Genomic DNA, 26,021 nt, shown 5'->3' on the forward strand with positions numbered 1-26,021 from the left:
TGAGTTCTGTTCCGGCCGGGGCCTTCAGATGAGCCGCCTGTCCCGCCCGCTTGAAGCCGGTATGCCCATCACCCTCTGGCGCGTATCGCCCATCTCGGAACAGCCGTTCGATGTGTCCGAACGCCCGATGGAGGGCGAGATGGATCCGTTTTTCTTCCTGACCAAGGAGAAGAATTTCATCCCGCACGAATATCCCTGCCGGACTGATTTCGCGCAGCGTTTCCGGGGCCGGCGCCCCGAAGAGCGGGCTTTGGCCGCCCCGGACCGGGTCTGGCTTGGCTTCGGATCGCCACGGCTTGACCTCTCAGGCTTCTGGTTTCGCGCCACGCGTCTGGCGGCACGTGCCGAGACGCTTGTCATCGCCAGGATCGCGGGGCGCGCCACGCTGCGTCTGGCCACATGCGGAGGGGCGATACTGCGGGTGAATGGCCGGGAAATCCTTTGGATGGCGGAATACCGGCGCAATTTCGAGACTGCCGTCGAAATCGGGGTCGATCTCGTGGCGGGCGAGAACCGGATCGAATTGTTCCTCGACGATCTTGCCGAGCGGGATACCCGTTTCTATGCGCAACTGGACTATGCCGATGGTCCTCCGGCGCAGCAGGCGATCCAGATCGAAGCAGATGCCGCGCATGCACGCGAGATCGAGACCGCGCTGGAAACCATGCATTTTTCCCGAAGCAGTCACGATGGCGGGCCGGTCCGGCTGACTCTGCCGCATGCGCTTTCAATACCTTGTCATGCCGAGATCCGGGTCGAAGGCGATTTCATGTCCCACGATCCGTTTCCTCCGATGCGGATTGCGCTTACCGCGGGCGCGACCGAGATCGATCTTGGCGATGCCGATGCGCTTCCGGCGGATTTCCGGCATGTCGTGGTGCGCCTTGCGGTGGATGGTTTCGCGGCTGAACGAATCTATGGCACCGAGATCGCCCATAGCGCGAAACAAGGGGCGGCACCTGCCGCCAGAGCCTCTCGCGTGACCGAGGCCCTGACCGCCGTTGCGACGGGGGGCGAGGCCGATACCGTGCGGGCGCTGGCGCGGCTGGCATTGCAGGATGGCGGCGCGGAAACCCGGAGCATGATCGAGGCGGCGCTGCCGCGGATCGACGCCTGCTGGGATTGCGCGGATTTTGCGCTTGTGCCGCTGATCTGGTGCCGGACAAGCTGGCCCGAACTGCTGGGGCCGGATCTCTGCGCGCGCATCGACCGGACGATTTGTGGTTACCGGTACTGGATGGATGAGCCGGGCAACGATGTGCAGTGGTATTTCTCTGAAAATCACGCGTTGCTGTTTCACACCGCCGCGCATCTTGGCGGGGCGCTTTTACCAACCAGGACCTTTCTTCGCTCGGGGCGCACCGGCGCCGAGCAGTCCCGGACAGGCGCCGAAAGGCTTGCTCGCTGGTTCGACCATTTCGAAAAATGGGAGATGGCCGAGTTCAACTCTGCGCCCTATTTCCCAATCGATCTGAAGGGGTTGACGGCGCTTTACGCGCTTTCGCCCGATGCCGGTTTGCGTGCGCGTGCCGAAAGCGGGATCCGCCGGCTGATCGGGATCGTGGCCAACTCCTCGCATAAGGGCGTGCTGACTGCCGCGCAGGGCCGAAGCTATGAACACACGCTTCGGGCTTCGATGACGCTGGAGCTTTCGGCGATCGCGCGGCTTCTGTGGGGGGCCGGAAGCTACGGCACCCGGTTCCATGCGACGCCGCAGCTTGCGGTTTGCCTCAGGGATCACGGGCTGGTGCTGCCCGATGAGACGGATCGCGCCATCATGACGGGCGATCAAGCGCAGGAATGGCGGTTCGCGCAAGGTCAGGATGCGATTGCAAAGCTTTACCATTACAAGACCGCCGATCATGCGATGGGCAGCGCCGTGGCCTATCGCTGGTACGAATGGGGTTATCAGGAAACGCTGATCCATGCGCGGCTTGGCGAGAATCCGAATGCGCAGATATGGATCAACCATCCCGGCGAGGTGACCCATTCGGGCTATGGTCGGCCCTCTTACTGGGGCGGCTCAGCGTCGATTCCGCGCGTTCAGCAATATCGCGATCTGGCCCTTGTCCGGTTCTCCGGGGTGGCCTCGCAACCGGCATTTACCCATGCCTGGTTTCCCACCGGGGATTTCGACAATGCCCGGATCGACGGTGACAGGGCTTATGCCCGGTCCGGGTCGGCCTATCTGATGCTGCGCGGCTCCCTGCCGTTCCGTCTGGTCGACAACGGCCCGTCCGCTGGGAACGAGCTGCGCCTTTCCGGACAGGAAAACTGGTGGCTCTTGCGGCTCGGGTCGGCCCGTGCCCACGGGGACGAGGGGGCATTCGCGGCGCGATTTGCCGCATTATGCCCCGAAGAGGGGGCGACGGCGATCAAGGTTGTGGATCCGGATTACGGGCGTGTAACCTTCCATGATGACGGCTCGGTGGCGGCAGAGGGCCGGCGGATCGATCCGGCCGATTTTACCGTTTCGGGTCAGCGGGAAATCCTGCCCCGCGTTCCGTTCGTTACGCCGCAGGACAAAGCAAGGACCAAGGTCGATACCGGCCCGGGACCATTGACAGGGAGGAAGACCGGATGAAGTTCACGATGACATCGTTTGTGGCGCTGGCCGTGGCTGGGTTCGGCTCGGTGGCGTTCGCTCAGGGCAGGACCGAGATCCGCGTGATGTGGTACTCTGACGGGATCGAGGGCGAGGTGATGCAGGATCTGCTCGACCGGTTCGAAGAAAGCCATCCCGAGATCGACGTGGTTCTGGACAATGTCGCCTATCAGGTGATTCAGGAGCAATTGCCGATCCAGCTTGCCTCCGGTCAGGGGCCGGATATCGCCCGGGTGACGAATCTCAAGGAACAGGCCGAGCATTGGCTGGATCTGCGTGAATATGTCGAGGATCCAGCCTATTGGGAGACGAATTTCGGCGACCGTTTCGACTGGATGCGGCCCGACGGCTCGGATGCGATCCCGGGCTTCATGACCCAGCTTACCCTGACCGGCGGTTTCGCCAACAAGACGCTTTTCGAACAGGCCGGCGTGGAAATGCCCGGCGAGGGCGCGACCTGGGACGACTGGATTGCGGCCTCGAAAGAGGTGATGGAAAGCCAGCAACTGCCCGCCGCCTTTGCGATCGACCGGTCGGGGCATCGTATCTCGGCGGGCACCGCGTCCTATGGTGCGAATTATATCGGCGATGACGGGATGCCCGCGCCGATCGACGACGGCACCATGAGTTTCGCCACGAAGCTTGTCGAATGGACCGAAGAAGGGCTGATGCTGCCCGAGGTATGGGTTTCGGCTGCCGGAACCACCTATCGCGCTGCGACGGACGATTTCATCAATGCCCAGATCCCGTTCTATTATTCCGGCTCGTGGCTGATCGCGAATCTCTCGACCAAGATCGGCGACGCCTTCGACTGGGTTGCCACCGGCACGCCTTGCGGGACCGAGGCTTGCGCCGGTCTTGCGGGCGGGGCGGGTCTTGTGGGGATCAAATATACCCAGCATCCCAAAGAGGTCGCGGTGGTAATGGACTATCTCGCGTCGGAAGAGGTTCTGCGCGAATTCACCGAACGTACCCTGTTCCTGCCCGCCCATAAGGGTGTGGTCGAGGCGGGCGGCCTGAATTTTCAGACCGACGATCCGAATGTCGCGCCGGCGCTCGAGAAATTCATCGCTGCCTCGGGCGAGTCCTCGCCGCTTACGGATGCCTTGCCGGCGTGGAAATGGGGGAATGCCTATTACGGTACGCTCGTCACCCGTATCAGTCAGGTCATGGCGGGCGAGATCAGCCTTGACGAGGCCCGCAGCATGATGGACCAGGACATCGCCGATCAGGTCGGCGCGGCGTCGCAATAAGCGATGGCCGGGCTTGGCGAAACCCTTGGACGGGCAGCCACCTGGCCGTTCACCCTTATGGCAAGGGCCGTCGATCCGCCGCTAAGGGTCTGGCAGCGCTGGACTGGCACCGGTGGCATGGCAGCCGTGTTCCTTGCGCCCAATCTTGCGATTTTCGGCGTATTCGTCCTGATTCCACTGGTCCTGAATTTCGTCTATTCGATGACCGGCGGAACCGGAATCCTGCTTGATCAGCGTCCTTTCATCGGGATGGAACAATATGGGCGCCTTCTTGAATGCGAGGATTACACCCGCCGTATCACCTGCCGCGAGGATCAGTTCTGGACGGCGGTAACCAATACCGCGGGTTTCGTGATATTCCAGGTTACGCTGATGGTGGTGGTCTCGCTGATCACAGCCCTGATCCTTAACCGCAACATCCGGGGCCGCGGTTTCTTTCGCGCGGTGTTCTTCTTTCCGGTTCTTCTGTCGCCTGTCGTCGTCGGGTTGATCTGGCGCTGGATTCTGCAGCGGGAAGGACTTTTGAACCTGATCGCGGTTAATCTGGGGCTGGAACCCGAAATCTGGCTGAATGACCGGTTTTATGCCTTTGCCGCCACGATCGGGGTGTCGACCTGGGCGCATATGGGATTCTATACGCTGATCCTTCTGGCCGGGCTTCAGGCGATCCCGCGCGATCTTTACGAGGCGGCCGAGATGGACGCGACCCCGCCGTCGCGCGTGTTCCGGCGCATCACGCTGCCGCTTCTGGGACCGAATTTCGCCGTCGTGCTGGTGCTTGCACTGATCCGCAGCGTGCAGATCTTCGACGAGGTCTATGTACTGACCGGCGGCGGGCCCGGAACCTCGACCCTCTATCTCACGCAATATATCTATGAGGTCGGTTTCGCCTCGATCCTGCGCAATCCGGGATTGGCGGCGGCGGCATCGATTCTGATGGGGGCCGTGCTCGTGGTGCTGACGCTTCTGCAACTCTGGCTCTCGCGCCGGGCAGAAGGAAGGCGGGCGCGATGAGCCGGATCCTTGCCTTCATCTTCCGGCGCAGGGGCCATGGCGGGGGCTGGCACTGGACCGACATTGCCACCTGGATCTGGCTGATCGGCGGCACGATCCTGATGTTCGGCCCCGCGCTCTGGCTTGTCGCCTCGTCGTTCAAGGGGCCGGCGCAATTGGCGGAATTCCCGCCGACGCTTTTGCCCTATGTCCAGCAGACGGCAATGGTCGAGGGATATGACGCACCGCTGCCGCTTTACACGGCGACGCAGGAAGACGGTTCGACAAAAGTCCTGGCAGAGATCCGGCGTATCGGCGTCAATTCGCAAATGGTCGATCCCGGGAACCCGGATGAACGGATCAACGTGAATATCGCCGATCGCAGCCCCGTCCGCGAGATCGGGCTTGCAACCGGGAACTATGCAGAGCCGCTTGTGAAGAACAATTTCCTGCGGTTCCTCTGGAACTCGGTCTTCGTGACGGTGATGGCCACGCTGATCACGCTTTTCACCAATTCCATGGCCGCATTCGCGCTTTCGAAATACCGGTTCCGCGGCCGCGACGGGGTGATGCTGCTGATCGTCGCGACGCTCATGGTGCCGCTTTCGGTGATCCTCGTGCCGCTTTACTCGGTGGTGAATGCGATGGGGCTTCTTAATTCGCTCTGGGGGGTGATCCTGCCCACCGTGGCGACACCCACGGGAGTCTTCCTGCTCAGGCAATACATGCTTACCATCCCCGACGAGCTTCTGGAGGCCGCGCGGATGGACCATGCCAGCGAATGGCAGATCTACTGGCGGATCGTCCTGCCGCTTGCCGCGCCCGCGCTTGCGGTTCTTGCGATCTTTTCGGTGGTCTGGCGTTGGAACGACTTTCTCTGGCCGCTGATCGTGTTGTCACAGCGCGAGCATTATACGCTGCAGGTCGGGCTCAACACTTACGCGGGCGAGTTGAACGTGCAATGGCATTATATTCTCGCCATGACCGTGGTGACGATGATTCCGGTGATTCTGGTCTTCCTGTTCCTTCAGCGTTTCATCACCACCGGAATCGCCGGGGCTGGCATCAAATAGGGGGACGCATGGGACGGATTGCCTTGGAGGGGATCACCAAGAACTTTGGCAATGTCGAAGTGATCCACGGCATCGATCTTGAGATCGGCGAGGGCGAACTGGTCGTTTTCGTCGGTCCCTCGGGCTGCGGAAAGTCCACGCTGCTGCGACTGATCGCGGGCCTCGACCAGCCGACGACCGGCAGCATCCGGATCGACGGCAAGGACGTCACCCGCGTCTCCGCCGCCGATCGCGGTCTTGCCATGGTGTTTCAGTCCTATGCGCTATACCCGCATATGACCGTGCGCCAGAACCTGTCTTTCGGGCTGGAAAACACCCGGATGCCAAAACCCGAGATCGCCAGCCGGATCGACGAGGCAGGGCGGATGCTTGAGATCGGTGACCTGATGGAGCGCCGCCCGACCCAGCTTTCCGGCGGCCAGCGTCAACGCGTCGCGATTGGTCGTGCCATCGTTCGTAACCCCTCGGCGTTTCTTCTGGACGAGCCTTTGTCGAATCTCGACGCCGAACTGCGCGGGACGATGCGGGCAGAGCTTGCGCGGCTGCATGAACGGCTGGGAACGACGATGATCTATGTCACCCATGATCAGGTCGAGGCAATGACGCTTGCCGACAGGATCGTTGTCCTGCGCAAGGGCATTGTCGAGCAGGTGGACACGCCGCTTGGGCTTTACAACCGGCCGCAGAACCTTTTCGTCGCGGGCTTCATCGGCGCCCCGAACATGAATTTCTTTCGCAGCCGCGCCAGCGCCGGCGCGGCCGAGTTGCCGGGCGGCCTGAAGATTCCGGCGCCATGCGACGGCGAAATCACGATCGGTATCCGCCCGCAGGATCTGAAACTTGCCGGTGACGACGCGCCGGCTCTGGAGGGCGAGATCCGGCTTATCGAGGCGCTTGGCGCGGAAACCGTCATCCATGCCGATGCGGTGGATGGAACGCCGCTGGTGACGGTCCTGTCCGGTCAGCCGATCCTTGGGACCGGCCAGCGCATCAGGCTGACTTTCGACGGATTGCCGCATCTGTTCGGAGCAGACGGAAAGCGGTTGAACCAGGATTAAAGCATGTCGCTTCCCCTTCCTCTCTTTCTTCTTTGCGGTAAATACCTCGGGAGTCCGGGGGCAGCGCCCCCGGCCATCGCGGGACGCAGGTAATCGGCCTGCCCGCTTCAGCACGACATGCTGCGGAAATGCTCCGGAATTCGGGTCAGGGCAGGATATCGTCTGTGGCACGGGCCATGCTTTCGTTGGCGCGAAACCGTTTCAATGATCGCGGCCGGGCATCTCGCCTCCGAATTCCTGAAGCGCTGTCAGCGTCGGTGACCGTCGCAATTCGGCAAGGAAATTCGCCTGAATGCGCTTGGCCGGTTCACCCTTCCGGGTAATGAGGCAGATCGGTACTGGCTGGCTGGGAAAAAGCGGCCGGGCCGACAGGCGGTATCGGTCGCCGACCGAGGCGGTCAGCGAATCCACGAAGGCCACGCCCATCCCCACCTCGGCCATCAGGCAGGCCACCGAGGAATAACGCACTTCGGCAATCGCCTGTGATCGCAATTCCGCGGTCAGGATATCGCGGGATATGGCAAGATCGAGGCTGGAATTCTGTTCGTAAAGGATCAGCGGCACGCCGGTAAGATCCTGCGAGGTGAGGGCAAGCTTGTTCTCAAGCGGATGGCCCGGGGGGAAAACACAGACCATCTGCGCCATTGCCAGCACTTCATAGGCCAGCCCCTCGCGCTCGGGCGGGTTCAGTCCCAGCCCGATATCCGCGGTTCGGGTCTGTACCGATTCCAGCACTCCGGTGATTCGCCGCGTGTCCAGATGCACCCGCACTGCCGGACGTTTCGACACGAATTCCTTCAGGGCCCGGGGAATCAGCGCATTGGCCATCGGCGGGGTGCCGACGACCCGCAAATGCCCGCTTTCGCTGCGCTGACGAGCCTCGATCCTATGGGTAAATGCCTGATATATCGAAAAGATCGAATCGCTGTCCTGATAGATTTCATCCGCATCCGGTGTCGGCACCAAGCGGTTGCCGAAGCGTTCGAACAGCGGAAAGCCGATTTTCGTTTCCATCTGCCGGATCATGTTCGAAACCAGCGGCTGCGATACGTTGAGCGCCTTGGCTGCGCCGATGGTGGTCCGGGCGCGGACGACTTCGCGGAAGATTTCCAACTGCCTCAATGTGAACATGGAAACTCCTTAAAATGCCGGGTTCGGCGGCATTATAATGAAATATTATTTTCTGATCCAATAATTAATAACTTACTATATTGCGCGACCCGCCATGCCCATGCTGAACTTGACGTAACGGAGTTCGCGGTCGCGTCGTTTCATGCTTCTCGGCCTGATCGCCGATTGGACCGTTTTGGTCCCAAGACAAACCAACAGAGGGGAAACAACATGAAATACCTGATCAGCGGGCTGGCATTATCTCTGGCACTGGGTGGCCCCGCATTGGCGCAAGACAAATATGTCGTCGCAGTGGACGGAACCTTTGCCCCACATGCCATGCCGACGATGGATGGCGGGCTGGAAGGCTTCAATATCGATTTGATCAATGTCATCGGCGAACGGCTTGGTGCCGAAATCGAGATCGTCGCCACCCAGTATTCGGGCATCCTGCCCGGGCTTCAGGCCGGAACCTATGATTTCGTGATCGCTCCGACCACGATCACGCCAGAGCGGGCCGAGGCCTATTATTTCTCGGAAGGTTATCTGAATACCGATTTCCAGTTTCTGGTGAAAGCCGGCGGGCCGGAAATCACCGAGCTCGAGCAATTTGAGGGGCAGGTGATCGCGGTCAACAAGGGTTCGGCCTATGACAGTTGGGCACGCGAGTTGGCCGATGAGATCGGCTGGACCGTCGAAAGCTACGGCACCGCGACCGATGCGGTTCAGGCGGTCGTCTCGGGCCGGGCCTTCGCGACCGTGGCGGGCAATACCGTCATCGCATGGGCTGCCAAGCAGAACCCGGCAGTGCAGCTAAGCTATCTGCATTCGACCGGCCTTGTCTGGGGCATGCCCTTCCGCAAGGGCGATGACGAACTGCGCGAGAAGATAGAAGGCGTCATCGAATGCCTGAAAACCGACGGCACGATCGCCGAGCTGCATGTGAAATGGTTCGATTCCGAGCCCGCCGAGGATTCCGCCGCCGTCACGCCGCGCCCCGGCTGGGGAGAGCCCGATCTGCCCGGCTATGTCGAGGACGATCATGAGCCCGGTTGTGCTTGATTCATCGTTAAATCAGGGCAAGGCCGCGCCTGTTGAAAAGCGGCCCACGCTGGAGGTCATCGGGCTGAAGAAATCCTTCGGCACGGTAGAAGTTCTGAAGAATGTCAGCCTGCAGGTGGCGAAGTCCGAAATGGTTTTCGTGCTCGGCCGTTCCGGTTCGGGAAAATCCACCATGCTGCGTTGCTGTAACCGCCTGGAGGAACCCAATTCGGGCGACATATTGCTGGAAGGCGAAAAGATCACCGGGCGCGGCGTGAATCTTGACCGGCTTCGCCGCCGCATCGGCATGGTGTTCCAAAGCTTCAACCTCTATCCGCATCTCGATGCCCGCGGAAATGTCACGCTGGCCCTGCGCAAGGTGCTGAAGCTGTCGCGTGACGAGGCCAGAGCGCGCGCCGACACCGCGCTGGCCCGGGTCGGGCTGGCCGATAAGGCGGAAAACTATCCCTCGCAACTTTCGGGCGGCCAGCAGCAGCGCGTCGCCATCGCCCGCGCCATCGCGCTGGAACCGGCAGTGATGCTGTTCGACGAGCCGACTTCGGCGCTTGATCCCGAACTGGTCGGCGATGTGCTGGGCGTCATGCGGGAACTGAAGCAGGACGGTATGACCATGCTGGTCGTCAGTCATGAAATGGCCTTCGCGCGCGAAGCCGCCGATCGCGTCGTCTTCATGGCGGATGGCGAGATCGTCGAAGAGGGACCGCCCGAAGATCTGTTCGGAAACCCGCAGCACGAACGCACCCGCGCCTTTCTTGCCCGTTACAGCCAATGACCAATCTGGACCGGTTTATCGAGACTTTCCTGAACGGGACGGTTCTGGCGAAATATGCGCCGGAAATCCTGCAGGGTGTCTGGGTGACGATCGAGCTGTCGGTGCTGATCGTCATCGCGGGCACGCTTTGGGGCGCGTTGCTGGCCTGTATCCGCGCCTATCGGATCTGGCCGATCTCTTTCCTGATCGTCATCTATGCCGATATCTTCCGCGCCCTGCCGCCGCTGGTGCTGATCCTGCTGGTCTTTTTCGGTTTGCCCAATCTGGGGGTGACCCTGTCCAGCTTTGCGGTGCTGTTCGTCATCCTTGGCCTGACGCTTGGCGCCTTTGCCGAAGAGATCATCTGGGCCGGCATCACCGCGACCGACAAGGGCCAGTGGGAAGCTGCGCGTTCGACCGGTCTCGGCTTTACCCAGACCCTGGGCTATGTGGTGCTGCCGCAGGCGGTGCGGATGGTGATCCCGCCGCTGACCAACCGCGCCATCGCCATCACCAAGATGACGGCGCTGGGCACGGTGATCGGGGTGCCGGACATCCTGAATCAGGCCACCACGGCGCAAAGTTTTTCGGGCAATGCCTCGCCGTTGACGCTGGCCGCGCTGGCCTATGTGGTGCTGTTCCTGCCTTTCGTGATCCTGTCGCGCTGGCTGGAAAGCCGCTTTGCCTGGAAAAAGGGCTGAGCCATGGATCAACTGATTTTCCAGTTCTTCAATCTCGCCATCATGGCGGACGCGCTGCCGACCATCCTGCGTGGCCTTGGCATGACCGTACTGATCTGCTGCGCGGTCATCCCGCTTGGGCTGGCCGGGGGGCTGGCCGCCGCGCTGGCCTCGACCGCCCGGTCGCGCTGGCTGCGCTGGCCCGCCATGGCGCTGGTGGATCTGTTCCGCGCCATCCCGCCGCTGGTGCTGCTGATCTTCATCTATGCCGGATTGCCCTTTTCGGGCATCCGCCTGTCGCCTTTCGTTGCCGTGGTGCTGGCTTTCCTGCTGAACAACTCCGCCTATTACGGTGAGGTTTTCCGTGCCGGGCTGATCTCGGTGGGAACGGGGCAATGGGAGGCCGCGCGCTCGACCGGTCTCACGCAGCGGCAGACCCTGACCCATGTGATCCTGCCGCAGGCGACGCGCAACGTGCTGCCCGACCTGATCTCGAACACGGTCGAGGTGGTCAAGCTGACCTCGCTTGCCTCGGTGGTGTCGCTGGGAGAGCTGCTGCACGCAGCCAGCCTTGCCCGCTCGGTGACCTATAACGCCTCGCCGCTCACGCTGGCGGCGGCGATCTATCTCGTTCTGTTATGGCCCGTGGTGCGGCTGCTTAGCCGTTACCAGCGCCGTCTTGTCGTCTGAAAGGAAGAATATGCGAAAAATTGTCATCGGAGCCGCCCAGATGGGCCCCAACCAGAAAGCCGACAGCCGTGAAACCATTGTCGCCCGGATGCTCGCGCTGCTGGAAGAGGCCGCCCGGAAAGGCTGCACGCTGGTCGTCTATCCCGAACTGGCACTGACAACATTTTTCCCACGCTGGTACATGGAGGATCCGGCCGAGATCGATCGCTGGTTCGAGTCCGAAATGCCCAATGCCGCTACGCAACCGCTATTCGACAAGGCTCGTGAATTGCAGGTTGCGATCAGCTTTGGCTATGCGGAACTGACCGAGGACGGGCATCATTTCAACACCCAGATCCTGACCGACCGTGACGGCAATATCGTCGCGAAATATCGCAAGATCCATCTGCCGGGGCATTCCGAATGGGATGACGAACGCGCCTTTCAGCATCTGGAGAAGCGCTATTTCGAACCCGGCGATCTGGGCTTTCCCGTGTGGCGCACACAGGACGCCATTGTCGGCATGCTGATCTGCAATGACCGCCGCTGGCCCGAAGCCTATCGGGTCATGGGACTGCAAGGGGTCGAACTGGTGATCCTGGGCTACAACACGCCCTCGGTGAACAGTCAGAACAGCGGCGAGGGCGAAGAGAAGCGGCTTTATCATTCGGAACTGTCGATGACCGCCGCCGCCTATCAGAATTCCACCTGGGTGGTTGGGGTCGCCAAGGCGGGGGATGAGGACGGGCATCCGCTGATGGGCGGCTCGATCATCGTCGATCCCAATGGCTATGTCGTGGCGCGGGCCAAGACCGATGGCGACGAATTGCTGGTTCATGAATGCGACATGGATCTGTCGGTCTTCGGCAAGGAAACCATCTTCGACTTCGCCCGCCATCGCCGGATCGAGCATTACGGCCTGATCACCAGCCAGACCGGGGTGGTGCGCAAGGTATGACCACGCAGCTGGACCTGACCGCGCTGCCGCCGCAAGAGCGTTACAAGCTTCTGACGGCGGTGGTGATCCCGCGCCCGGTCGCATGGGTCACCACGCAGGACAGCCTTGGACAGGTCAATGCCGCGCCGTTTTCCTTTTTCAATGTCTTCGGGCAGGATCCGGCGCTGGTGATCCTTGGGCTGGAACATGCCCGCGACGGCAGCGGTCCGAAGGACACGGCCCGCAATATCGCGGAAACCGGGGAGTTCGTCGTCAATATCGTGACGCCCGATCTGATCCTGCCGATGGTGGAAACCGCCGCCTCCTATCCGCCCGGGGTAAGCGAGCCGGAGGCGCTTGACCTGGCGCTTGCCCCATCCGGCCAGGTCGCGCCGCCGCGACTGGCTGCCGCGCCCGTCGCGATCGAATGCCGGCTAAGGGATACGCTGCGCTATTCCGATGAACGCGATATCGTCGTGGGAGAGGCGCTGGCGCTTTCCGCCCGCGACGGGCTGATCGATACCGACAGGATGCATGTCGACTGGGGCGGAGATTTTCCGATCGCCCGGCTTTTTGCCGACCGCTACGCGCGGCTTGAAGAGATCGCCCGCCATCCCATTCCCGAACCCAAGGAGCAGCCATGACCGAACTGATTCACCGCAACTCTTCAGGCGTGTTCGTGATCGCCGCCACGCCTTTCACCGAGGATGGGGCGCTTGATCTCGGGTCGGCCGACCGGATGGTCGATTTCTATCTGGAGTGCGGCGTCACCGGCATGACCATCCTTGGCATCATGGGTGAGGCACCGAAACTTTCGGATGCTGAATCGCGCATTTTTGCCAAGCGCGTTCTTGACCGTGTCGGCGACCGGGTTCCGGTTATCGTCGGCGTTTCGGGGGGCGGTCTTGATCCGATGCGTAGCCTGACCGCCGATGTCATGGCGGCGGGCGCGGCGGGCGTCATGGTCGCGCCCATGCAGGGCATGGGGCCGGAAGACCGGCTGGAAGGCTATTTCGCACAGGTCTGCAAGGCGCTTGGCCCGGATGTGCCGGTCTGCCTGCAAGACTATCCGCAGACCTCCAACGCCCGCTTCTCGGTCGACAGCATCCTGAGGATCACGCGGGACAACCCTCAGATCGTCATGCTGAAGCATGAGGACTGGCCGGGTCTTGCCAAGTTGTCGCGGGTGCGTGCCGAAACCGGCACGGCGGATCAGCCGCGCCTGTCGATCCTGACCGGCAATTCCGCGCTATTCCTGCCGCAAGAGATGCAGCGCGGCGCGGATGGCGCGATGACCGGCTTCGCCTTTCCCGAGATGATGGTGCAGGTTGTCGAGCTTGCTTTGAAAGGCGATCATGACCGGGCTGAGGATATCTTTGACGCTTATCTGCCGCTGGTGCGCTATGAGCAGCAATTGGGGCTGGGTCTTGCCATCCGCAAGGAGACCCTGCGCCGCCGCGGGGTTATCGCCTGTGCCCGGGTGCGCGCGCCGGGTCCGGTCATGAGTAAGACCGACCATGATGAACTGACGCGGCTGACATCGCGTCTTGAAAAACGACTGAAGGAGCTGGGCTGATGGATCTGGGACTAAAGGGCAAACGCGCATTGGTCATGTCGTCGTCTCGGGGGTTGGGGTTGGGCATCGCCCAGGCCCTGGCTGAGGAAGGTGCCGATGTCCTGCTGACGGGGCGCAGCGCCGACAGACTGGCGCAGGAGGCCGGGGCGATCACTGCGAAGGGTGCAGGCAGGGCCGATTGGGTGACCTGCGACCTTGCGCAGGAGGATGCCGCCGACAGGCTGGCGCAGGCGGTCAAGGAAAAGCTGGGCGCGGCGGATATCCTTGTGGCCAATACCGGCGGGCCGCCTCCCGGAAAGATGGTCGATGCCGATCTTGCGGCCCTTGGCGCACAGTTCAACCAGATGGTGCTGCGGGTGATGGAAACCGCCGACCGGCTGCTGCCCGCGATGCGCGCCGCAGGCTGGGGCCGTATCCTGACCATCGGTTCTTCCGGTGTGGTCCAGCCGATCCCGAATCTGGCGATGTCGAACACACTGCGCTCGGCGCTGGTGGGCTGGTCGAAATCGCTGTCCAACGACCTTGCGGCAGAGGGGATCACCGTCAACATGCTGCTTCCGGGCCGCATTCATACCCAACGAACGGATGAGCTGGACGCAGCCGCCGCCAAGCGCACTGGAACTTCGGTAGAGGAGGTGCGTGCCGCCTCGGTCAAAACCATCCCGGCGGGTCGCTATGGCAGGGTTGAGGAATTCGCCAAGACCGCTACTTTCCTTGTCTCGGAACCCGCCAGCTATATCACCGGCAGCCTTGTGCGCTGTGACGGCGGCTCGATCAGATCGGTGTGACCATGGAACTTGATCTCGTCATCACAAACGGAACCGTCGCAACTGCATCGGATACGTTCCGTGCCGATATCGGTATCCGCGACGGGCGTATCGCCGCCATCGCCGACAATCTGCACGGCACGCGCGAGATCGACGCACGCGGCAAGCTGGTCCTGCCCGGCGGGATCGAGGCGCATTGCCATATCGCGCAGGAAAGCGCGACCGGCGGCATGACGGCAGATGATTACCGAAGCGGGTCGATCTCGGCGGCATTCGGCGGCAATTCCTGCTTTATCCCCTTCGCCGCCCAGCATCGCGGCATGGGCGTGACCGAGACGCTGGATCTTTACGACAGCCGGGCGCAGGGCAATTCGGTGATCGATTACGGCTATCACCTGATCGTCGCCGATCCGACCGAGGAGGCTTTGCACAAGGAACTTCCGCAGGCATTCGCCCGTGGGATCACCTCGTTCAAGGTGTTCATGACTTATGATCTGATGAAGATCGACGACGGGCAGTTCCTCGATATCCTGTCGGTGGCCAAGACGCATGGCGCATTGACGATGGTCCATGCCGAGAATTCCGGCATCATCCGGTGGATCTCGGACAGGCTGGTTGCGGCGGGTCATACGCAGCCGCGCTATCACGCCATAAGCCACCCGGCGGCGGCCGAAACCGAGGCGATCAACCGTGCGATCACGCTGGCGCGCTTTGTCGATGCGCCGCTGCTGATCGTGCATGTCTCGACACCCGAAGGTGCGGGAATGGTGGCGCAGGCGCGGCTGGAGGGCGCGAAGATCTTTGGCGAGACCTGCCCGCAATATCTGTTTCTGACCAAAGAGGATCTGGACCGCCCCGGCATGGAGGGGGCCAAGTTCATGTGCTCGCCCCCCGTCCGCGACACCGAAACGCAAGAAGCACTTTGGCGGCATCTTCAGGCAGGCACATTCTCGGTCTTTTCCTCGGATCACGCGCCCTATCGCTTTGACGAAAGCGGCAAGCTGGCGAAAGGCCCCGATGCGACATTCAAGCAGATCGCCAATGGCATGCCGGGGCTGGCGCTGCGCCTGCCGCTGCTGTTCTCGGAAGGTGTCCGGGCCGGGCGGATCACGCTGAACCAGTTCGTGGCGCTTGGCGCGACCAATGCCGCCAAGCTGTACGGGATGCATCCCGAAAAGGGCACGATCGCCATCGGTGCGGATGCCGATATCGCCATCTGGGATCCCGAAGAGACCCGGATCGTCACCGTGGCCGATCAGCATGACAATATGGATTATACGCCCTTCGAGGGCCGGCAGATCACCGGCTGGCCAGTCACCGTGCTGTCACGCGGGGAAACCGTGATGGATGGCGGCAAGCTGGTGGCGCAGCCGGGGCGCGGTAAATTCATCGCCCGTCGCCCGCCGGATTTCACCGGCTATCCGGGCACCCGGACGCCCGAACTTGATCCGGCGCGGAATTTCGGGGCGGAGATCGCGCCATGACCGGTCCCATCGTCGTCATCAATCCCAATTCGAACCAGGCGGTGACCGATGGGCTGGAACAGGCGCTGGCGGCTTTTCGCTGCGGAGTTGGGATCGATTGCGTGACCCTGAGCGAAGGACCGTTTGGCATCGAAAGCCAGTATCACGTCGAACAGGTCGCATTACCATTGGCCGCGCTTGTGAAAAGCCGGGCCGATGCCTCGGCCTTCGTCATCGCATGCTATTCGGATCCCGGTCTGGATTTGTGCCGCGCGACCGCGACCGTGCCGGTCTTGGGCATTCAGGAATCCGGCGTGCTGACGGCGCTTGCGCGCGGCGACCGTTTCGGCGTTCTCGCCATTGCCGAAGCGTCAATCCCGCGCCATCTGCGCTATCTGCGACGGATGGGCGTCATCGACCGGCTGGCGGGCGAGCGGGCACTGAATATGAGCGTCGATGAAAGCGCGCGTGGCGAAGGCACATTCGACCGGCTGGTCAAGGTCGGTCATGCCCTGATCTCGGATGGCGCCGATGTCCTGATCCTTGGTTGCGCGGGGATGGCCCGCCATCGCGCGGCGCTTGAAGCGAAGCTGCATCGCCCGGTGATCGACCCGACTCAAGCCGCCGTGGCGATGGCGCTTGGCGCGGTGCTGAATGGCTGACATCACCCCGGCCCGGATGAATGGCGTCGCCGCAATGGTATGCCGCTTTGATATATACGCGCGACCCGTGACCGCCGAACCGCCGCTTGGTGGCGCGCATTTCACGGGTTCGGGCTTCAGACGCCCAGCACCGTCTTCACCCTTTCGCGGGTGAAGGGCAGATCATAGATGCGCTTGCCTGTCGCGTGCCTGAAGGCATTGCCGATAGCGGCCCCGGTCGGCCCCTGGGCCGCTTCGGCAACGCCAAGATAAGGTGTCCCCGGATTATCGACCACCACCACATCGATACTGTCGGGAATGGCGCTGAACCGCGCGATGGGATAGGCTGACCAATCCGGCGACTGGATGCGGGTCCGGTCGAATTGCACGGCTTCGTATAGCGTCCAGCTCATCGATTGAATAATGCCGCCCTCGGTCTGGTTGATGATGGCATCGGGCGCAACCGCCTCGCCGCAATCGACGGCGCAAGCGACATGCGAGATTTTCACGATCCCGGTTTCCCGGTCGACCGCCGCCTCCAGCGCGATCGCCAGATAGGCGGCGTGGTTTTTATATTGGGCGAAAGCGAAGCCCCGTCCGCGCCCTTGCGGCAGGGGATCATCACTCCAGCCGAATTTCTCCGCTGCGGTCTCGATGACTGTTCGGGCCCGCGGATCCGTCATATGCCGCAGCCGGAATTCGACCGGATCGGTTTCGGCAGCCTCTGCCAACTCATCCATGAAGCTTTCGAGCGAAAAGATATTGCAATAGGCGCCCAGACCCCGCAGCGCGGAAACCCGCACCGGCATATCGGGGACGAAATGCCAGTTCACCCGCTGGTTGGGGATATCATAAAGCGGAATGGCATTGCGGTCGCCATTGCCTGACGGCGAGATCTGAAGCTTGGCCGGCTCAAGCTGGAAATGCCTGCCCATCAGCCTGGCGGCGATCAGCGATCCTGCCGAGCCCGGCCGGGTGCTGTGGCTGTTGCTCCACAGATCGTACCGCCAGTCGACAATCTTGCCGCTGTCGTCGAGCGTGGCACTGACGCGGGTCAGCATGCCCGCTCCATAGGGTTCCCAAAGATGTTCCTGCTCGCGCGTCCATTGCACGCGGATGGGTTTCCCCGGCAGCCATTTGGCGATGAGCGCGGCATCCGCCGCCGCGTCATCGGCGCCGTTATGACCATAGCAGCCCGAGCCTTCGACATGAATGCAGCGAACCTTCTCGGGCGGAAGGTCAAGCATCTCGGCAAGCGCGTCGCGGTCGGGATAAACGCCTTGCGTATGAGTCCAGACCGTCATTGCGCCATTCTCGAACTGAGCTATCGCGGCAGAGGGGCCGATCGATCCGTGCATCTGGTAAGGACGGGTGAACCGGGCCTGCAGGGTCCTGGCTCCGGAAACGGATTCCGCCCCGACCGAAGCGACCGACCCGGTTTCGGACACCGCGCTTTCCAGAAAGGCGGGAATGTCGTTCTGGTCCGGCAGGTTTTCCTTTTCGTCCCATTTCGCCGTGGCATAGGCTGCCCGCATTGCGGTGATGGCCTGAAATTCCTGTTCGGCGATGACGGCCAGGAAATCGCCGTCGCGCACCAGCGTTACCACGCCCGGCATGGATGTGATCGCATCCTCGTCGATTTCTGCCAGCCGTGCGGTATAGGCGGGCGGCCGCACGATGCGCGCATGCAGCATGCCCTCGGGCCGCAAATCCTGCACGAATGCCGCGCCGCCGGTGACCTTGGCGGGGATGTCTACCCGCGCGAAGAGTTTGCCGATGGCATGATAGCTGTCGGGCGATTTGAGCGGCACGTTACCGGTTGCGTCGACATGCAGAAGATCGTCCGCGACGATCTCGCCATAGCCAAGCGTGCGGCCATCGGATGCGACGATCCGGCCATTCTCGGCCCTGAGATCCTTTGCCGGAATGCCAAGCTTTTCACTTGCCTGCCGGATCATGATCTCGCGCACCTCCGCCGAGGCGTGGCGAATGGCCGTGCCGCTGTTCTGGATGGTCTGGCTGCCCGCGGTATATCCCTCATTCGGGGTCTGTCCGGTATCGGCGGTGATCAGCTCGATAGTGGCCGGATCCATCTCGAGCTCTTCCGCCGCGATCTGCCGAAGCGCGGTTTTCGTGCCTTGCCCAAGCTCTACCTTGCCGGTGAAGACCGTCACCTTGCCATTCGCATCGATCCTGATCCACGCGTCAAGCGAGGGTGTCTCGGCGAGACTGCCGGGCAGCTCCGGATTCTGCGGTGCGGGAGTGGCGGGCGTCGCCACCTCGCCTTCCTGCGCCACGGCGGGGATCGCGAAAGAGACGACAAGCGCGCCTGTCCCGGCAAGGAAACCGCGGCGCGTGGCGTTCAGAGGAGTCGAAATATTCATCATGCCCTCTCTACGGCAGGCGCGGCGGATGCTGATTTCATCAGGGTGCGGGCTTTGGATACGGCGCGCAGAATGCGCATATGGGTGCCGCAACGGCACAGGTTGGGTTCAAGACCGTGGCGCAATTCATCATCGGTTGCGTCCGGATTGGCCTCCAGGATCGATTGCGCCCGCATCATCATGCCGGGGATGCAATAGCCGCATTGCGCGGCCTGCTCTTCGATGAAGGCCGTCTGCATCGGGCCGGGATTGTCGATCGTGCCCAGCCCCTCGACCGTCTTGATCTCGCGATCCTCAAGAAGCATTACCGGCGTCAGGCAGGAAAAGACCGCTTTGCCATCGACCATTACCGTGCAGGCGCCGCACTGGCCCAGACCGCAGCCGAATTTGGCGCCGTTGAGTCCCAGATCGTTACGCAAGACGTAAAGCAGAGGGGTGGAGGGATCCGCATCGACCTCGTGGGCCGTGCCATTCACGGTCAGTTTCATTGGTCTTTCGCTCCTACATTGTCGGGGCCGCGTTCGATGCCGTCGGAAGGCCGCACGCTGACGTGATATTTCCCGCTTCTGGTATCGGTCAGCCGGCTTGTGACATCGTCCCAGTCGGGCTGTTGGGCGAATTCCTCGCGCAGATAGGCAAGCAGATCGCCCACCTGCTGATCGTTCATGATCGCTGCAAAACCCGGCATGATCGAGCTTTGCCGCCCGCTTGCGGCCGGCAGGCCGAACAGGATGACATTGATTGCATTTTGGGAATCGGGCGCATTCAGGGCGCTTGAAAGATGGAGATTGCTTCCCCCGAAAGGCTGCGGGCGATTGCTGTCATGGCATGTCGCGCAGGCGGCGTAATAGATGGTCTCGCCGCGTGCGGCCGGGGTGTCACCCTGCGCGCCCGATGCCGCAGCCAGAACCGGCTCGGATGCCGCTGCCGCCGCTTTCAATGCCTGTTCACCGCGCTGCTCGCGTTCGGCCGACGGCGTGCCCATCAGCGAATCCAGATAGACCGCGATCGCCCTGATATCCGAATCCGGAAGCAGGCCAAGATTGCCCGTCACTTCTGCCATCGGGCCGTTGGCGACGCCGTGATCGGCATGCCAGCCCCGGCGCAGATAGGCGTAAAGACTGTCCGCTGTCCATGGCACGGGCGCGGGCGACGCCTCGTTCAAAGCGAAGGCCGACCAGCCTTCCGCCTCGCCCCCGGCAAGATATGCGTCGCGTTTTTCGGCGCCAAAGGCATTTCGTGGAGTATGGCAGGCGCCGCAATGGCCAAGCCCGTCGACCAGATAAGCGCCGCGATTCCACTCGTCGCTTTGCGAAGCGACATTCTGATGGGCACCTTCATCGAAGAACAGCAATTTCCAGCCGGCAAGGACGAAACGGATGTTCAGCGGAAAAGGAAGCTCGTTTGCCCGCGGCGATTGCTGCACCGCGGGCCGCGTCATGAGGAAGGCGTAAAGCGCTTTGTTATCCTCGTCTGAAACCCGGGTGAAGTGGTCGAACGGAAATGCGGGATAAAGATGCGAGCCATCGCGACTGACACCCTCGCGCATGGCGCGGCCGAACGCGGCTTCGGACCACTGGCCTATCCCGGTTTCCGGGTCGGGGGTTATATTGCTGGAATATATGATCCCGAAAGGCGTGGGCATCGGGAAACTGCCTGCGAATGATCGCCCGCCCGAATTGGTATGGCAGGCTGTGCAATTTCCGACGGCGGCCAGCTGCGCGCCTTTCTCGATCAGTGCCTGATCGAAATCGGCGCGTTGCGGCGGCGCGGCGGGATCAATCGCCGGCTTCCACGCATAGGCGAACAAGCCCGCTGCAACGATGGCAAGCAGAATGACAAATCTGATGATGAGGCGCTTCACGATATTGCTGTCCTGAACAGGGGGCTTAGCTTGAACGGCTTAGCTGCCATCAGTCGCGTGAATGGTATTATCTATACCTTATAGCCTCAACTATATGAAAATTCCAGCATAGCGACCCCGGCTGATTTCTCTGCGTACCTTCCGGCCCCTCGGCGATGCGGATCCGGGCCGGTGGTTTCATGGCGCGGCGCATGGCGTGGCTTTGCCATTCCGCCCTTGGCATCGCACCGATGCGAAACAGGATCAGCATGGTGCCGATACTCGCGCGGATGACGGGTAAAGCTTCTGTCCCACGAGCCGCTGGAAAGCGATTATTTCCACTAAAAATACCAAATTTCAATTGGTTAATTACTGATCAAAGCTTTGCTTGTAATTGATATATCAGTAAGATATCATCTCCGAGAATCGTCTAAGGGAGAGGGCAATGGAACTTCAGAACACCCAGATGTCTGAACGCCAGAAGAAGTACCGCGCCAATTATCGTCAGCGGGTGGCCGGCTGGTATAACGGCTTTCTGCATATCGTCATCATCTATGTGATCGGTCTGACGGCGTTCTATGTCTATGTGTCGAACATTCATGACGTGACGCCATTGGAATGGCTGACGATCCCGGTCGTCTTTCTGTTTTGCAACTTCTTCGAATGGTGGCTTCATCTTTATGTCATGCACCGGCCCTCGAAGAACCCGATCGCCCGGGCGGTCTATAACCGCCACACCCTGCAGCATCATCAGTTTTTCACCGAAGTAGAAATGCGCTTCGCGGATCACAAGGATTATCGCGTGACTTTCTTTCCGCCCTATGCGCTGGCGGCCTTCACGCTGATGTCGATCCCCGGCGCCATTGTTCTGGGCTATCTGTTTACGCCGAATGTCGGCTGGCTGTTCATCGCAACCACCACAAGCGTCTACATGATTTATGAATTCATGCATTTCTGCTGTCATGTCGAAGAGAACTGGTTCGTGCGGAACATGCCCTTCATCAATACCAACCGGCGCCATCATACCGCGCATCACGATCAGTCCCTGATGATGGAGCGGAATATGAACCTGACTTTTCCGATCATGGACTGGCTGTTCGGCACCTCTGACCTGAATCGTGGTCTGCTTGGCCATCTCTTTAACGGCTACGAGACGCGTTATGTCCGCCGCGACATGCGCAAGACCTCTCGCAAACCGGTTCAGGCATCCGGCTCGCATCCAGCCGAATAGACATCAATCGAAACAGGTAACGGGCGAAATACGTAACGGAATTCGCTGTTGGCGGCGTCCAGCCGCCGGTGGTGCCGTGTCCTGATCCAGGAGAAAGCAATACCATGGATATGATCGAACCGAACATCACCGGCCTTTTCATCTTCGCACTCCTTGCCAGCGTGGGAAGCCTGGGCGTGCTGGTTCTGAGTGGCGTCTTTCCTCTGGCCACCCGCCCGGAACTGAAACGGCCGGTGGGCATCGGACTTATCGTGCTGAACCTGCTGCTGCTGGCCGCCGTTCTCTATGGCACGATCAGCTTCGGACTGAACGAGCTTCGCTGGACCAGCATGGTCATCGTCGGCGGCATGGCGTTTCTGTTTACGCCGGGGCTTTTCAACGCCTGGCCGGGCAAATGGCGGGACGGAGTTGCCGGACTTGTCACGGTGACGCTGGGGCTGGGCGCGACGGCATATCTGCTTGGATCAATCGCCTGATCGCCACGCATATCCGGGGCTGGTCGCTTTATTCGTTACAGGAGGAACTTATATGCCCTTCCACATCAAATTTGGCTTGTCCGTGATGGTGGCGCTCGCCGCCTTGGCCGGATGGTTCTTTATGGGTCACCTTGGCCAGACAGGTCCGCAATGGGCACTGACATTTCTTGGCCCCTTCAGTGTCTTCTCCTTGTGGATTTTCCCCGAGGTGATGCGGGGTAAAGCGGATGGGAGGAAATCATGAAAACATATACCGGTGATCGCACCATTGACGGCGTCGTCGTCGAGGTGAACGGGCAGGAACTTCCCAGCCATACCGATATCAGGAAATTCACCAATGCGGATTACGAATGGGGCTATGAAGGGCTGGCGGCTACTCAGCTGGCTTTCGCGATGCTTTACGATCATACCGGCGATGCAAGTCTGGCCATCCGGCTTGCCACGGCCTTCATGGAAAAGGTGACGGCCAATTTCGGTAATGACTGGGAAATGACATCCGCCGACATGGACAGCGCGATCGATCAAATCGAACCCGTGCGCGCGGGTTGAACTGCAATGCTTACCATCGGGCAAAAGCATGCGACCGCGGCTGGCACCGCCAAACAGATATCGTCGAGGGAAACCCGCAATGAATTTGAGTTTCAGGGCATCGGTCCTTCATTCAGTGAACAGCCCGCTGAGGACCGAAACGGTAGAGGTCGCCGGGCTGGCTGCGCGGGATGTCCTTGTCAGGATCTGTGCCGCGGGACTATGCCACACCGATCTTGAGGTGATCGATGGCTCGCTTCGACAGCCTTTGCCGATCGTGCTGGGACACGAAGCCGCGGGGGTGGTCGAGGCAGTCGGTCCCGAAGCAGGCAAGGTTGCGGTCGGGGATCATGTGATCCTGTCGTGGAACCCCCATTGCGGTCATTGTTTCTACTGCGACCACAGCCTGCCGATCCTTTGCGAGACCTATCTTGCGAATACTCCGGCGGCGCTTGCCTTCGATGGCCGGCCACGGGCGCGGCTTTCCGGAGGCGAAGATCTGCATCAGCTTATGTATATGGGGGCCTTCGGCGAGTTCTGCGTGGTTCAGGATCAGCAGGCCATCCCGATCCCGAAGGAAATGCCCTTTCCGCAGGCCGCCCTGATCGGTTGCGGCGTGATGACGGGCGTCGGCGCGGCGATTAACGTGGCGCAGGTCGCTCCGGGATCGTCGGTCATGGTTATCGGCTGCGGCGCGGTCGGGCTGGCGACGATACAGGGCGCGGTTCTGGGAGGGGCCGACCGGATCATCGCGGTCGATTTGCAGGACAGCCGTCTTGAGGTCGCGAAACGGATGGGTGCCTCTGTGCTGGTCAATCCGGCCCGTGACGACGCGGTTCAGGCAGCCCGGGACATCACATCGGGCCGCGGCGTCGACACCATTCTGGAATCTGCAGGAAATGAACCGGCGTTCCGGCTGACTGTCGAGGCCGTGCGTCCCGGCGGGCAGGTGATCTGGCTGGGCAAGACCGATGTGAACAAGGATGTCTCTTTCCGCTGGGGCTCGCTCATGCAGGAAAAGCGCATCCGCCGTTCTTCATATGGTGATGCCCGGCCGGCCCGGGATTTCCCCTTTCTTTGCCGCGCCTATCTGGACGGCCGCCTTGATCTGGACGCCCTGATCTCGCAGGAGATCGGTCTGGACCAGATCAATGAGGGCTTCGCAGCTTTGCGGGCTGGCGAAACGATCCGCAGCATCGTCACATTCTGAGTCTGTCGAGCGGCGGATCGTTTCCCGCCTCCGCATTTATCCATTCAAGCGGAAATTATGGTGAGACATGATTGTAACCATTCCCGAGGGCGCGCTTGAATGTCTGGGCGCAGGCGCCGTTGAAGACAGGCGTCCAAGCGTGGTGCTGCTGCATGGCATTCAGGGCACGGCGACGATCTGGAATCCGCTGATGCCCGGTCTGTCCTGTCTTGGACCGGTCATGGCCCCTCATCTCCGCGGCCGGGCGGGTTCCTACAGCCCGGATCGGCCCGAAGCATATGGGCTGACGGGATTCGCCAGCGATCTGCATGCGGTGATCGCGGGGCTGCATGGGCCTGTTCTGCTTGTGGGCTGGAGCATGGGCTGTCTGGTCTCGCTTGAATATCTGCGTATCCACGGGGCGGATCGTTTGATGGGGTTGATGCTGGTCAGCGGCACGCCCTGCATCGGGGCGACGGGCGGCAATGATGCGAACTGGTTTCATGGCGACACGCCAGAGCAGGTTGCGCACGAGGCCGCCCAACGCGCGAAACGGCTGCAATTGGCGGAAACCGCGACGGATGTCGCTGTCGCAGGTTCGTGGCTTGCCGTTCGGGCTGCCGATTTTCGCGATTTCCTGCCACGGATCGACGTGCCGACCATGGTTCTTCACGGATCCGAAGACAGTGAATGTCCCGTCGCGCATGCCAGTATATTCGCCCGTTCCATACCCGGCGCGAAACTTCGCATCTGGGAGGGATGCGGCCATGTCCCGATGACTTATGCGCCGGAACGATTTGCCCGCGAGGTGGCGGATTTTTTCCATATATGTCAAAGTCGTGTTGCGTGATTGTAGGTGGTTTGGCCCGCCATCCGGCCCACAGGTCCGCGCAGGGTGCCGTTTGCGCTCTTGGCGCAATGGTATATAAACCATATATGTGAGATCGTCAGAGCCAATCCGCGAGTCTCGGGGTAAACTATTCAGGATGATCGTCACGTCATGAGTGCATCAGACATTACTGCGCCATCTCGTCTAACCGGCGACAAGAACAGCACTCTGACCGACCGTGCTTATCATCAGCTTGAAGAGCGAATCGTCAATTTGCAGCTTGAACCCGGTCAGGTCCTGTCCGAGGCGCAGCTTGCCGAGGAACTTGGGATCGGGCGCACCCCGGTACGGGAGGCATTGCAGCGGCTGGCCAGCGAAGGTCTGGTGAATGTGCTGCCCCGACGCGGTATTCTTGTCTCGGAAATCAATCTTTCACGGCAATTGCTTCTGCTCGAACTGCGCCGGGAGGTTGAACGCCTTTGCACCCGCAAGGCCGCGCAGCGTGTGCTTCCCGATGAACGCGAGGCGTTCCGCATTTTGGCCGATGCTTTGGCCGAAGCCGCCAAAAATCGCGACGACGCGGCCTTCATGCGACTGGATCTGGAATTCAATCAGGCATTGGTGGCTGCCTGCCGCAATGAGTTCGCCGAACGCGCGATGCGCCGCATTCAGGGCCTCTCTCGCCGCTTCTGGTTTCAGCATTACCGCGAAGCGCTGGATCTGGAGCGTTGCGCCAATCTGCATGCAAAGGTTGCGCGGATGATTTCCGAGGGCGATGCCGATCGTGCGGCCGACGCATCGGATGAGCTGATGGATTATATTGTCGAATTCACGCGCTCGACGATCTGATATCCGGCAACCGGGCGGCGGCGGGACCGGCATCTGTAACCCGGCCGCCAGTCT

The 26,021-nt window shown here is 61.3% G+C and carries 26 protein-coding genes; 22 read left to right on the forward strand and 4 right to left on the reverse strand.

What is annotated here, in order from left to right:
* Window positions 1–28: 28 nt before the first annotated feature.
* The 5 genes from Q0601_RS17185 to Q0601_RS17205 are packed head-to-tail and all read left to right on the forward strand — an operon-like array spanning window position 29 to window position 6,982.
* Complete coding sequence (locus Q0601_RS17185) at window positions 29–2,584, forward strand: hypothetical protein (RefSeq protein WP_305291113.1); 2,556 nt, start codon at window positions 29–31, stop codon at window positions 2,582–2,584.
* Complete coding sequence (locus Q0601_RS17190; RefSeq protein ID WP_305291114.1) at window positions 2,581–3,858, forward strand: ABC transporter substrate-binding protein; 1,278 nt, start codon at window positions 2,581–2,583, stop codon at window positions 3,856–3,858. Before Q0601_RS17185 ends, Q0601_RS17190 begins: the two co-directional genes overlap by 4 nt.
* A gap of 3 nt (window positions 3,859–3,861) precedes the next feature.
* Window positions 3,862–4,872, forward strand: coding sequence for a carbohydrate ABC transporter permease (locus Q0601_RS17195; RefSeq protein WP_305291115.1), 1,011 nt, complete (start codon window positions 3,862–3,864; stop codon window positions 4,870–4,872).
* Complete coding sequence (locus Q0601_RS17200; RefSeq protein WP_305291116.1) at window positions 4,869–5,924, forward strand: carbohydrate ABC transporter permease; 1,056 nt, start codon at window positions 4,869–4,871, stop codon at window positions 5,922–5,924. The genes Q0601_RS17195 and Q0601_RS17200 overlap by 4 nt, the downstream gene beginning before the upstream one ends.
* A gap of 8 nt (window positions 5,925–5,932) precedes the next feature.
* Complete coding sequence (locus Q0601_RS17205) at window positions 5,933–6,982, forward strand: ABC transporter ATP-binding protein (RefSeq protein ID WP_305291117.1); 1,050 nt, start codon at window positions 5,933–5,935, stop codon at window positions 6,980–6,982.
* 201 nt (window positions 6,983–7,183) lie between these two features.
* On the opposite strand, the gene Q0601_RS17210 is transcribed toward Q0601_RS17205, so the two are convergent.
* Complete coding sequence (locus tag Q0601_RS17210; protein ID WP_305291119.1) at window positions 7,184–8,113, reverse strand: LysR family transcriptional regulator; 930 nt, start codon at window positions 8,111–8,113, stop codon at window positions 7,184–7,186.
* 210 nt (window positions 8,114–8,323) lie between these two features.
* On the opposite strand from Q0601_RS17210, the gene Q0601_RS17215 reads away from it, so the two are divergent.
* From Q0601_RS17215 to Q0601_RS17260, 10 genes are read left to right on the forward strand one after another with little or no spacing between them, the layout of a single operon-like run.
* Window positions 8,324–9,154 carry a transporter substrate-binding domain-containing protein gene (locus Q0601_RS17215; protein WP_305291120.1) on the forward strand — a complete coding sequence of 277 codons (831 nt, stop codon included), beginning with the start codon at window positions 8,324–8,326 and terminating at the stop codon, window positions 9,152–9,154.
* Entirely contained in the window at window positions 9,135–9,926 is a 792-nt protein-coding gene (locus Q0601_RS17220; protein WP_305291121.1) for an amino acid ABC transporter ATP-binding protein, read from the forward strand. Before Q0601_RS17215 ends, Q0601_RS17220 begins: the two co-directional genes overlap by 20 nt.
* On the forward strand, window positions 9,923–10,606 hold the full coding sequence (locus tag Q0601_RS17225; protein ID WP_305291122.1) for an amino acid ABC transporter permease: 684 nt from the start codon (window positions 9,923–9,925) through the stop codon (window positions 10,604–10,606). The genes Q0601_RS17220 and Q0601_RS17225 overlap by 4 nt, the downstream gene beginning before the upstream one ends.
* Window positions 10,607–10,609: 3 nt before the next feature.
* The gene (locus tag Q0601_RS17230) at window positions 10,610–11,275 is read left to right on the forward strand and encodes an amino acid ABC transporter permease (protein ID WP_305291123.1); all 666 of its coding nucleotides are present in this window, start codon (window positions 10,610–10,612) and stop codon (window positions 11,273–11,275) included.
* A 10-nt stretch (window positions 11,276–11,285) separates the two neighbouring features.
* On the forward strand, window positions 11,286–12,212 hold the full coding sequence (locus Q0601_RS17235; protein WP_305291124.1) for an N-carbamoyl-D-amino-acid hydrolase: 927 nt from the start codon (window positions 11,286–11,288) through the stop codon (window positions 12,210–12,212).
* On the forward strand, window positions 12,209–12,835 hold the full coding sequence (locus Q0601_RS17240; RefSeq protein ID WP_305291125.1) for a flavin reductase family protein: 627 nt from the start codon (window positions 12,209–12,211) through the stop codon (window positions 12,833–12,835). Before Q0601_RS17235 ends, Q0601_RS17240 begins: the two co-directional genes overlap by 4 nt.
* Complete coding sequence (locus tag Q0601_RS17245; RefSeq protein WP_305291126.1) at window positions 12,832–13,767, forward strand: dihydrodipicolinate synthase family protein; 936 nt, start codon at window positions 12,832–12,834, stop codon at window positions 13,765–13,767. Before Q0601_RS17240 ends, Q0601_RS17245 begins: the two co-directional genes overlap by 4 nt.
* Window positions 13,767–14,555 carry an SDR family oxidoreductase gene (locus Q0601_RS17250; RefSeq protein WP_305291127.1) on the forward strand — a complete coding sequence of 263 codons (789 nt, stop codon included), beginning with the start codon at window positions 13,767–13,769 and terminating at the stop codon, window positions 14,553–14,555. The genes Q0601_RS17245 and Q0601_RS17250 overlap by 1 nt, the downstream gene beginning before the upstream one ends.
* A 2-nt stretch (window positions 14,556–14,557) precedes the next feature.
* The gene (hydA, locus tag Q0601_RS17255; RefSeq protein WP_305291128.1) at window positions 14,558–16,018 is read left to right on the forward strand and encodes a dihydropyrimidinase; all 1,461 of its coding nucleotides are present in this window, start codon (window positions 14,558–14,560) and stop codon (window positions 16,016–16,018) included.
* A complete protein-coding gene (locus Q0601_RS17260) occupies window positions 16,015–16,659 on the forward strand; it encodes an aspartate/glutamate racemase family protein (protein ID WP_305291129.1) in 645 nt (214 codons plus the stop codon). Before hydA ends, Q0601_RS17260 begins: the two co-directional genes overlap by 4 nt.
* A gap of 116 nt (window positions 16,660–16,775) precedes the next feature.
* On the opposite strand, the gene Q0601_RS17265 is transcribed toward Q0601_RS17260, so the two are convergent.
* The 3 genes from Q0601_RS17265 to Q0601_RS17275 are packed head-to-tail and all read right to left on the reverse strand — an operon-like array spanning window position 16,776 to window position 20,886.
* Window positions 16,776–19,022, reverse strand: a complete 2,247-nt coding sequence (locus Q0601_RS17265) for a xanthine dehydrogenase family protein molybdopterin-binding subunit (protein WP_305291130.1) — start codon at window positions 19,020–19,022, stop codon at window positions 16,776–16,778.
* Window positions 19,022–19,510, reverse strand: a complete 489-nt coding sequence (locus Q0601_RS17270; RefSeq protein WP_119744941.1) for a (2Fe-2S)-binding protein — start codon at window positions 19,508–19,510, stop codon at window positions 19,022–19,024. Before Q0601_RS17270 ends, Q0601_RS17265 begins: the two co-directional genes overlap by 1 nt.
* Entirely contained in the window at window positions 19,507–20,886 is a 1,380-nt protein-coding gene (locus Q0601_RS17275; RefSeq protein ID WP_305291131.1) for a cytochrome c, read from the reverse strand. Before Q0601_RS17275 ends, Q0601_RS17270 begins: the two co-directional genes overlap by 4 nt.
* 424 nt (window positions 20,887–21,310) lie before the next feature.
* Between Q0601_RS17275 and Q0601_RS17280 the strand changes: the two genes are divergently transcribed.
* The 7 genes from Q0601_RS17280 (at window position 21,311) to Q0601_RS17310 (ending at window position 25,967) form a co-directional block, all read left to right on the forward strand.
* A complete protein-coding gene (locus Q0601_RS17280) occupies window positions 21,311–22,096 on the forward strand; it encodes a sterol desaturase family protein (protein ID WP_119744945.1) in 786 nt (261 codons plus the stop codon).
* A gap of 104 nt (window positions 22,097–22,200) precedes the next feature.
* Window positions 22,201–22,572 (forward strand): hypothetical protein, encoded by a 372-nt coding sequence (locus Q0601_RS17285; RefSeq protein WP_305291133.1) that lies wholly within the window; start codon window positions 22,201–22,203, stop codon window positions 22,570–22,572.
* Window positions 22,573–22,624: 52 nt separating this feature from the next.
* Window positions 22,625–22,816, forward strand: a complete 192-nt coding sequence (locus Q0601_RS17290) for a hypothetical protein (protein WP_119744949.1) — start codon at window positions 22,625–22,627, stop codon at window positions 22,814–22,816.
* On the forward strand, window positions 22,813–23,121 hold the full coding sequence (locus Q0601_RS17295; RefSeq protein WP_305291134.1) for a DUF6166 domain-containing protein: 309 nt from the start codon (window positions 22,813–22,815) through the stop codon (window positions 23,119–23,121). The genes Q0601_RS17290 and Q0601_RS17295 overlap by 4 nt, the downstream gene beginning before the upstream one ends.
* A gap of 79 nt (window positions 23,122–23,200) precedes the next feature.
* On the forward strand, window positions 23,201–24,310 hold the full coding sequence (locus Q0601_RS17300; RefSeq protein WP_305291135.1) for a Zn-dependent alcohol dehydrogenase: 1,110 nt from the start codon (window positions 23,201–23,203) through the stop codon (window positions 24,308–24,310).
* 67 nt (window positions 24,311–24,377) lie between these two features.
* The gene (locus Q0601_RS17305) at window positions 24,378–25,139 is read left to right on the forward strand and encodes an alpha/beta fold hydrolase (RefSeq protein WP_305291136.1); all 762 of its coding nucleotides are present in this window, start codon (window positions 24,378–24,380) and stop codon (window positions 25,137–25,139) included.
* Between the two features lie 150 nt (window positions 25,140–25,289).
* A complete protein-coding gene (locus Q0601_RS17310; protein ID WP_305291137.1) occupies window positions 25,290–25,967 on the forward strand; it encodes a GntR family transcriptional regulator in 678 nt (225 codons plus the stop codon).
* Window positions 25,968–26,021 lie beyond the last annotated feature (54 nt).

The sequence above is a fragment of the Paracoccus wurundjeri genome, from assembly GCF_030678915.1.
GTDB classification, from domain to species: domain Bacteria; phylum Pseudomonadota; class Alphaproteobacteria; order Rhodobacterales; family Rhodobacteraceae; genus Paracoccus; species Paracoccus onubensis_A.

Bases quoted from the DNA above. Each gene is read 5' to 3' on its own strand.
- Q0601_RS17185 (WP_305291113.1), top strand. From the start codon at position 29: ATGAGCCGCCTGTCCCGCCCGCTTGAAGCCGGTATGCCCATCACCCTC.
- Q0601_RS17190 (WP_305291114.1), top strand. From the start codon at position 2,581: ATGAAGTTCACGATGACATCGTTTGTGGCGCTGGCCGTGGCTGGGTTC.
- Q0601_RS17195 (WP_305291115.1), top strand. From the start codon at position 3,862: ATGGCCGGGCTTGGCGAAACCCTTGGACGGGCAGCCACCTGGCCGTTC.
- Q0601_RS17200 (WP_305291116.1), top strand. From the start codon at position 4,869: ATGAGCCGGATCCTTGCCTTCATCTTCCGGCGCAGGGGCCATGGCGGG.
- Q0601_RS17205 (WP_305291117.1), top strand. From the start codon at position 5,933: ATGGGACGGATTGCCTTGGAGGGGATCACCAAGAACTTTGGCAATGTC.
- Q0601_RS17210 (WP_305291119.1), bottom strand. From the start codon at position 8,113: ATGTTCACATTGAGGCAGTTGGAAATCTTCCGCGAAGTCGTCCGCGCC.
- Q0601_RS17215 (WP_305291120.1), top strand. From the start codon at position 8,324: ATGAAATACCTGATCAGCGGGCTGGCATTATCTCTGGCACTGGGTGGC.
- Q0601_RS17220 (WP_305291121.1), top strand. From the start codon at position 9,135: ATGAGCCCGGTTGTGCTTGATTCATCGTTAAATCAGGGCAAGGCCGCG.
- Q0601_RS17225 (WP_305291122.1), top strand. From the start codon at position 9,923: ATGACCAATCTGGACCGGTTTATCGAGACTTTCCTGAACGGGACGGTT.
- Q0601_RS17230 (WP_305291123.1), top strand. From the start codon at position 10,610: ATGGATCAACTGATTTTCCAGTTCTTCAATCTCGCCATCATGGCGGAC.
- Q0601_RS17235 (WP_305291124.1), top strand. From the start codon at position 11,286: ATGCGAAAAATTGTCATCGGAGCCGCCCAGATGGGCCCCAACCAGAAA.
- Q0601_RS17240 (WP_305291125.1), top strand. From the start codon at position 12,209: ATGACCACGCAGCTGGACCTGACCGCGCTGCCGCCGCAAGAGCGTTAC.
- Q0601_RS17245 (WP_305291126.1), top strand. From the start codon at position 12,832: ATGACCGAACTGATTCACCGCAACTCTTCAGGCGTGTTCGTGATCGCC.
- Q0601_RS17250 (WP_305291127.1), top strand. From the start codon at position 13,767: ATGGATCTGGGACTAAAGGGCAAACGCGCATTGGTCATGTCGTCGTCT.
- hydA (WP_305291128.1), top strand. From the start codon at position 14,558: ATGGAACTTGATCTCGTCATCACAAACGGAACCGTCGCAACTGCATCG.
- Q0601_RS17260 (WP_305291129.1), top strand. From the start codon at position 16,015: ATGACCGGTCCCATCGTCGTCATCAATCCCAATTCGAACCAGGCGGTG.
- Q0601_RS17265 (WP_305291130.1), bottom strand. From the start codon at position 19,022: ATGAATATTTCGACTCCTCTGAACGCCACGCGCCGCGGTTTCCTTGCC.
- Q0601_RS17270 (WP_119744941.1), bottom strand. From the start codon at position 19,510: ATGAAACTGACCGTGAATGGCACGGCCCACGAGGTCGATGCGGATCCC.
- Q0601_RS17280 (WP_119744945.1), top strand. From the start codon at position 21,311: ATGGAACTTCAGAACACCCAGATGTCTGAACGCCAGAAGAAGTACCGC.
- Q0601_RS17285 (WP_305291133.1), top strand. From the start codon at position 22,201: ATGGATATGATCGAACCGAACATCACCGGCCTTTTCATCTTCGCACTC.
- Q0601_RS17290 (WP_119744949.1), top strand. From the start codon at position 22,625: ATGCCCTTCCACATCAAATTTGGCTTGTCCGTGATGGTGGCGCTCGCC.
- Q0601_RS17295 (WP_305291134.1), top strand. From the start codon at position 22,813: ATGAAAACATATACCGGTGATCGCACCATTGACGGCGTCGTCGTCGAG.
- Q0601_RS17300 (WP_305291135.1), top strand. From the start codon at position 23,201: ATGAATTTGAGTTTCAGGGCATCGGTCCTTCATTCAGTGAACAGCCCG.
- Q0601_RS17305 (WP_305291136.1), top strand. From the start codon at position 24,378: ATGATTGTAACCATTCCCGAGGGCGCGCTTGAATGTCTGGGCGCAGGC.
- Q0601_RS17310 (WP_305291137.1), top strand. From the start codon at position 25,290: ATGAGTGCATCAGACATTACTGCGCCATCTCGTCTAACCGGCGACAAG.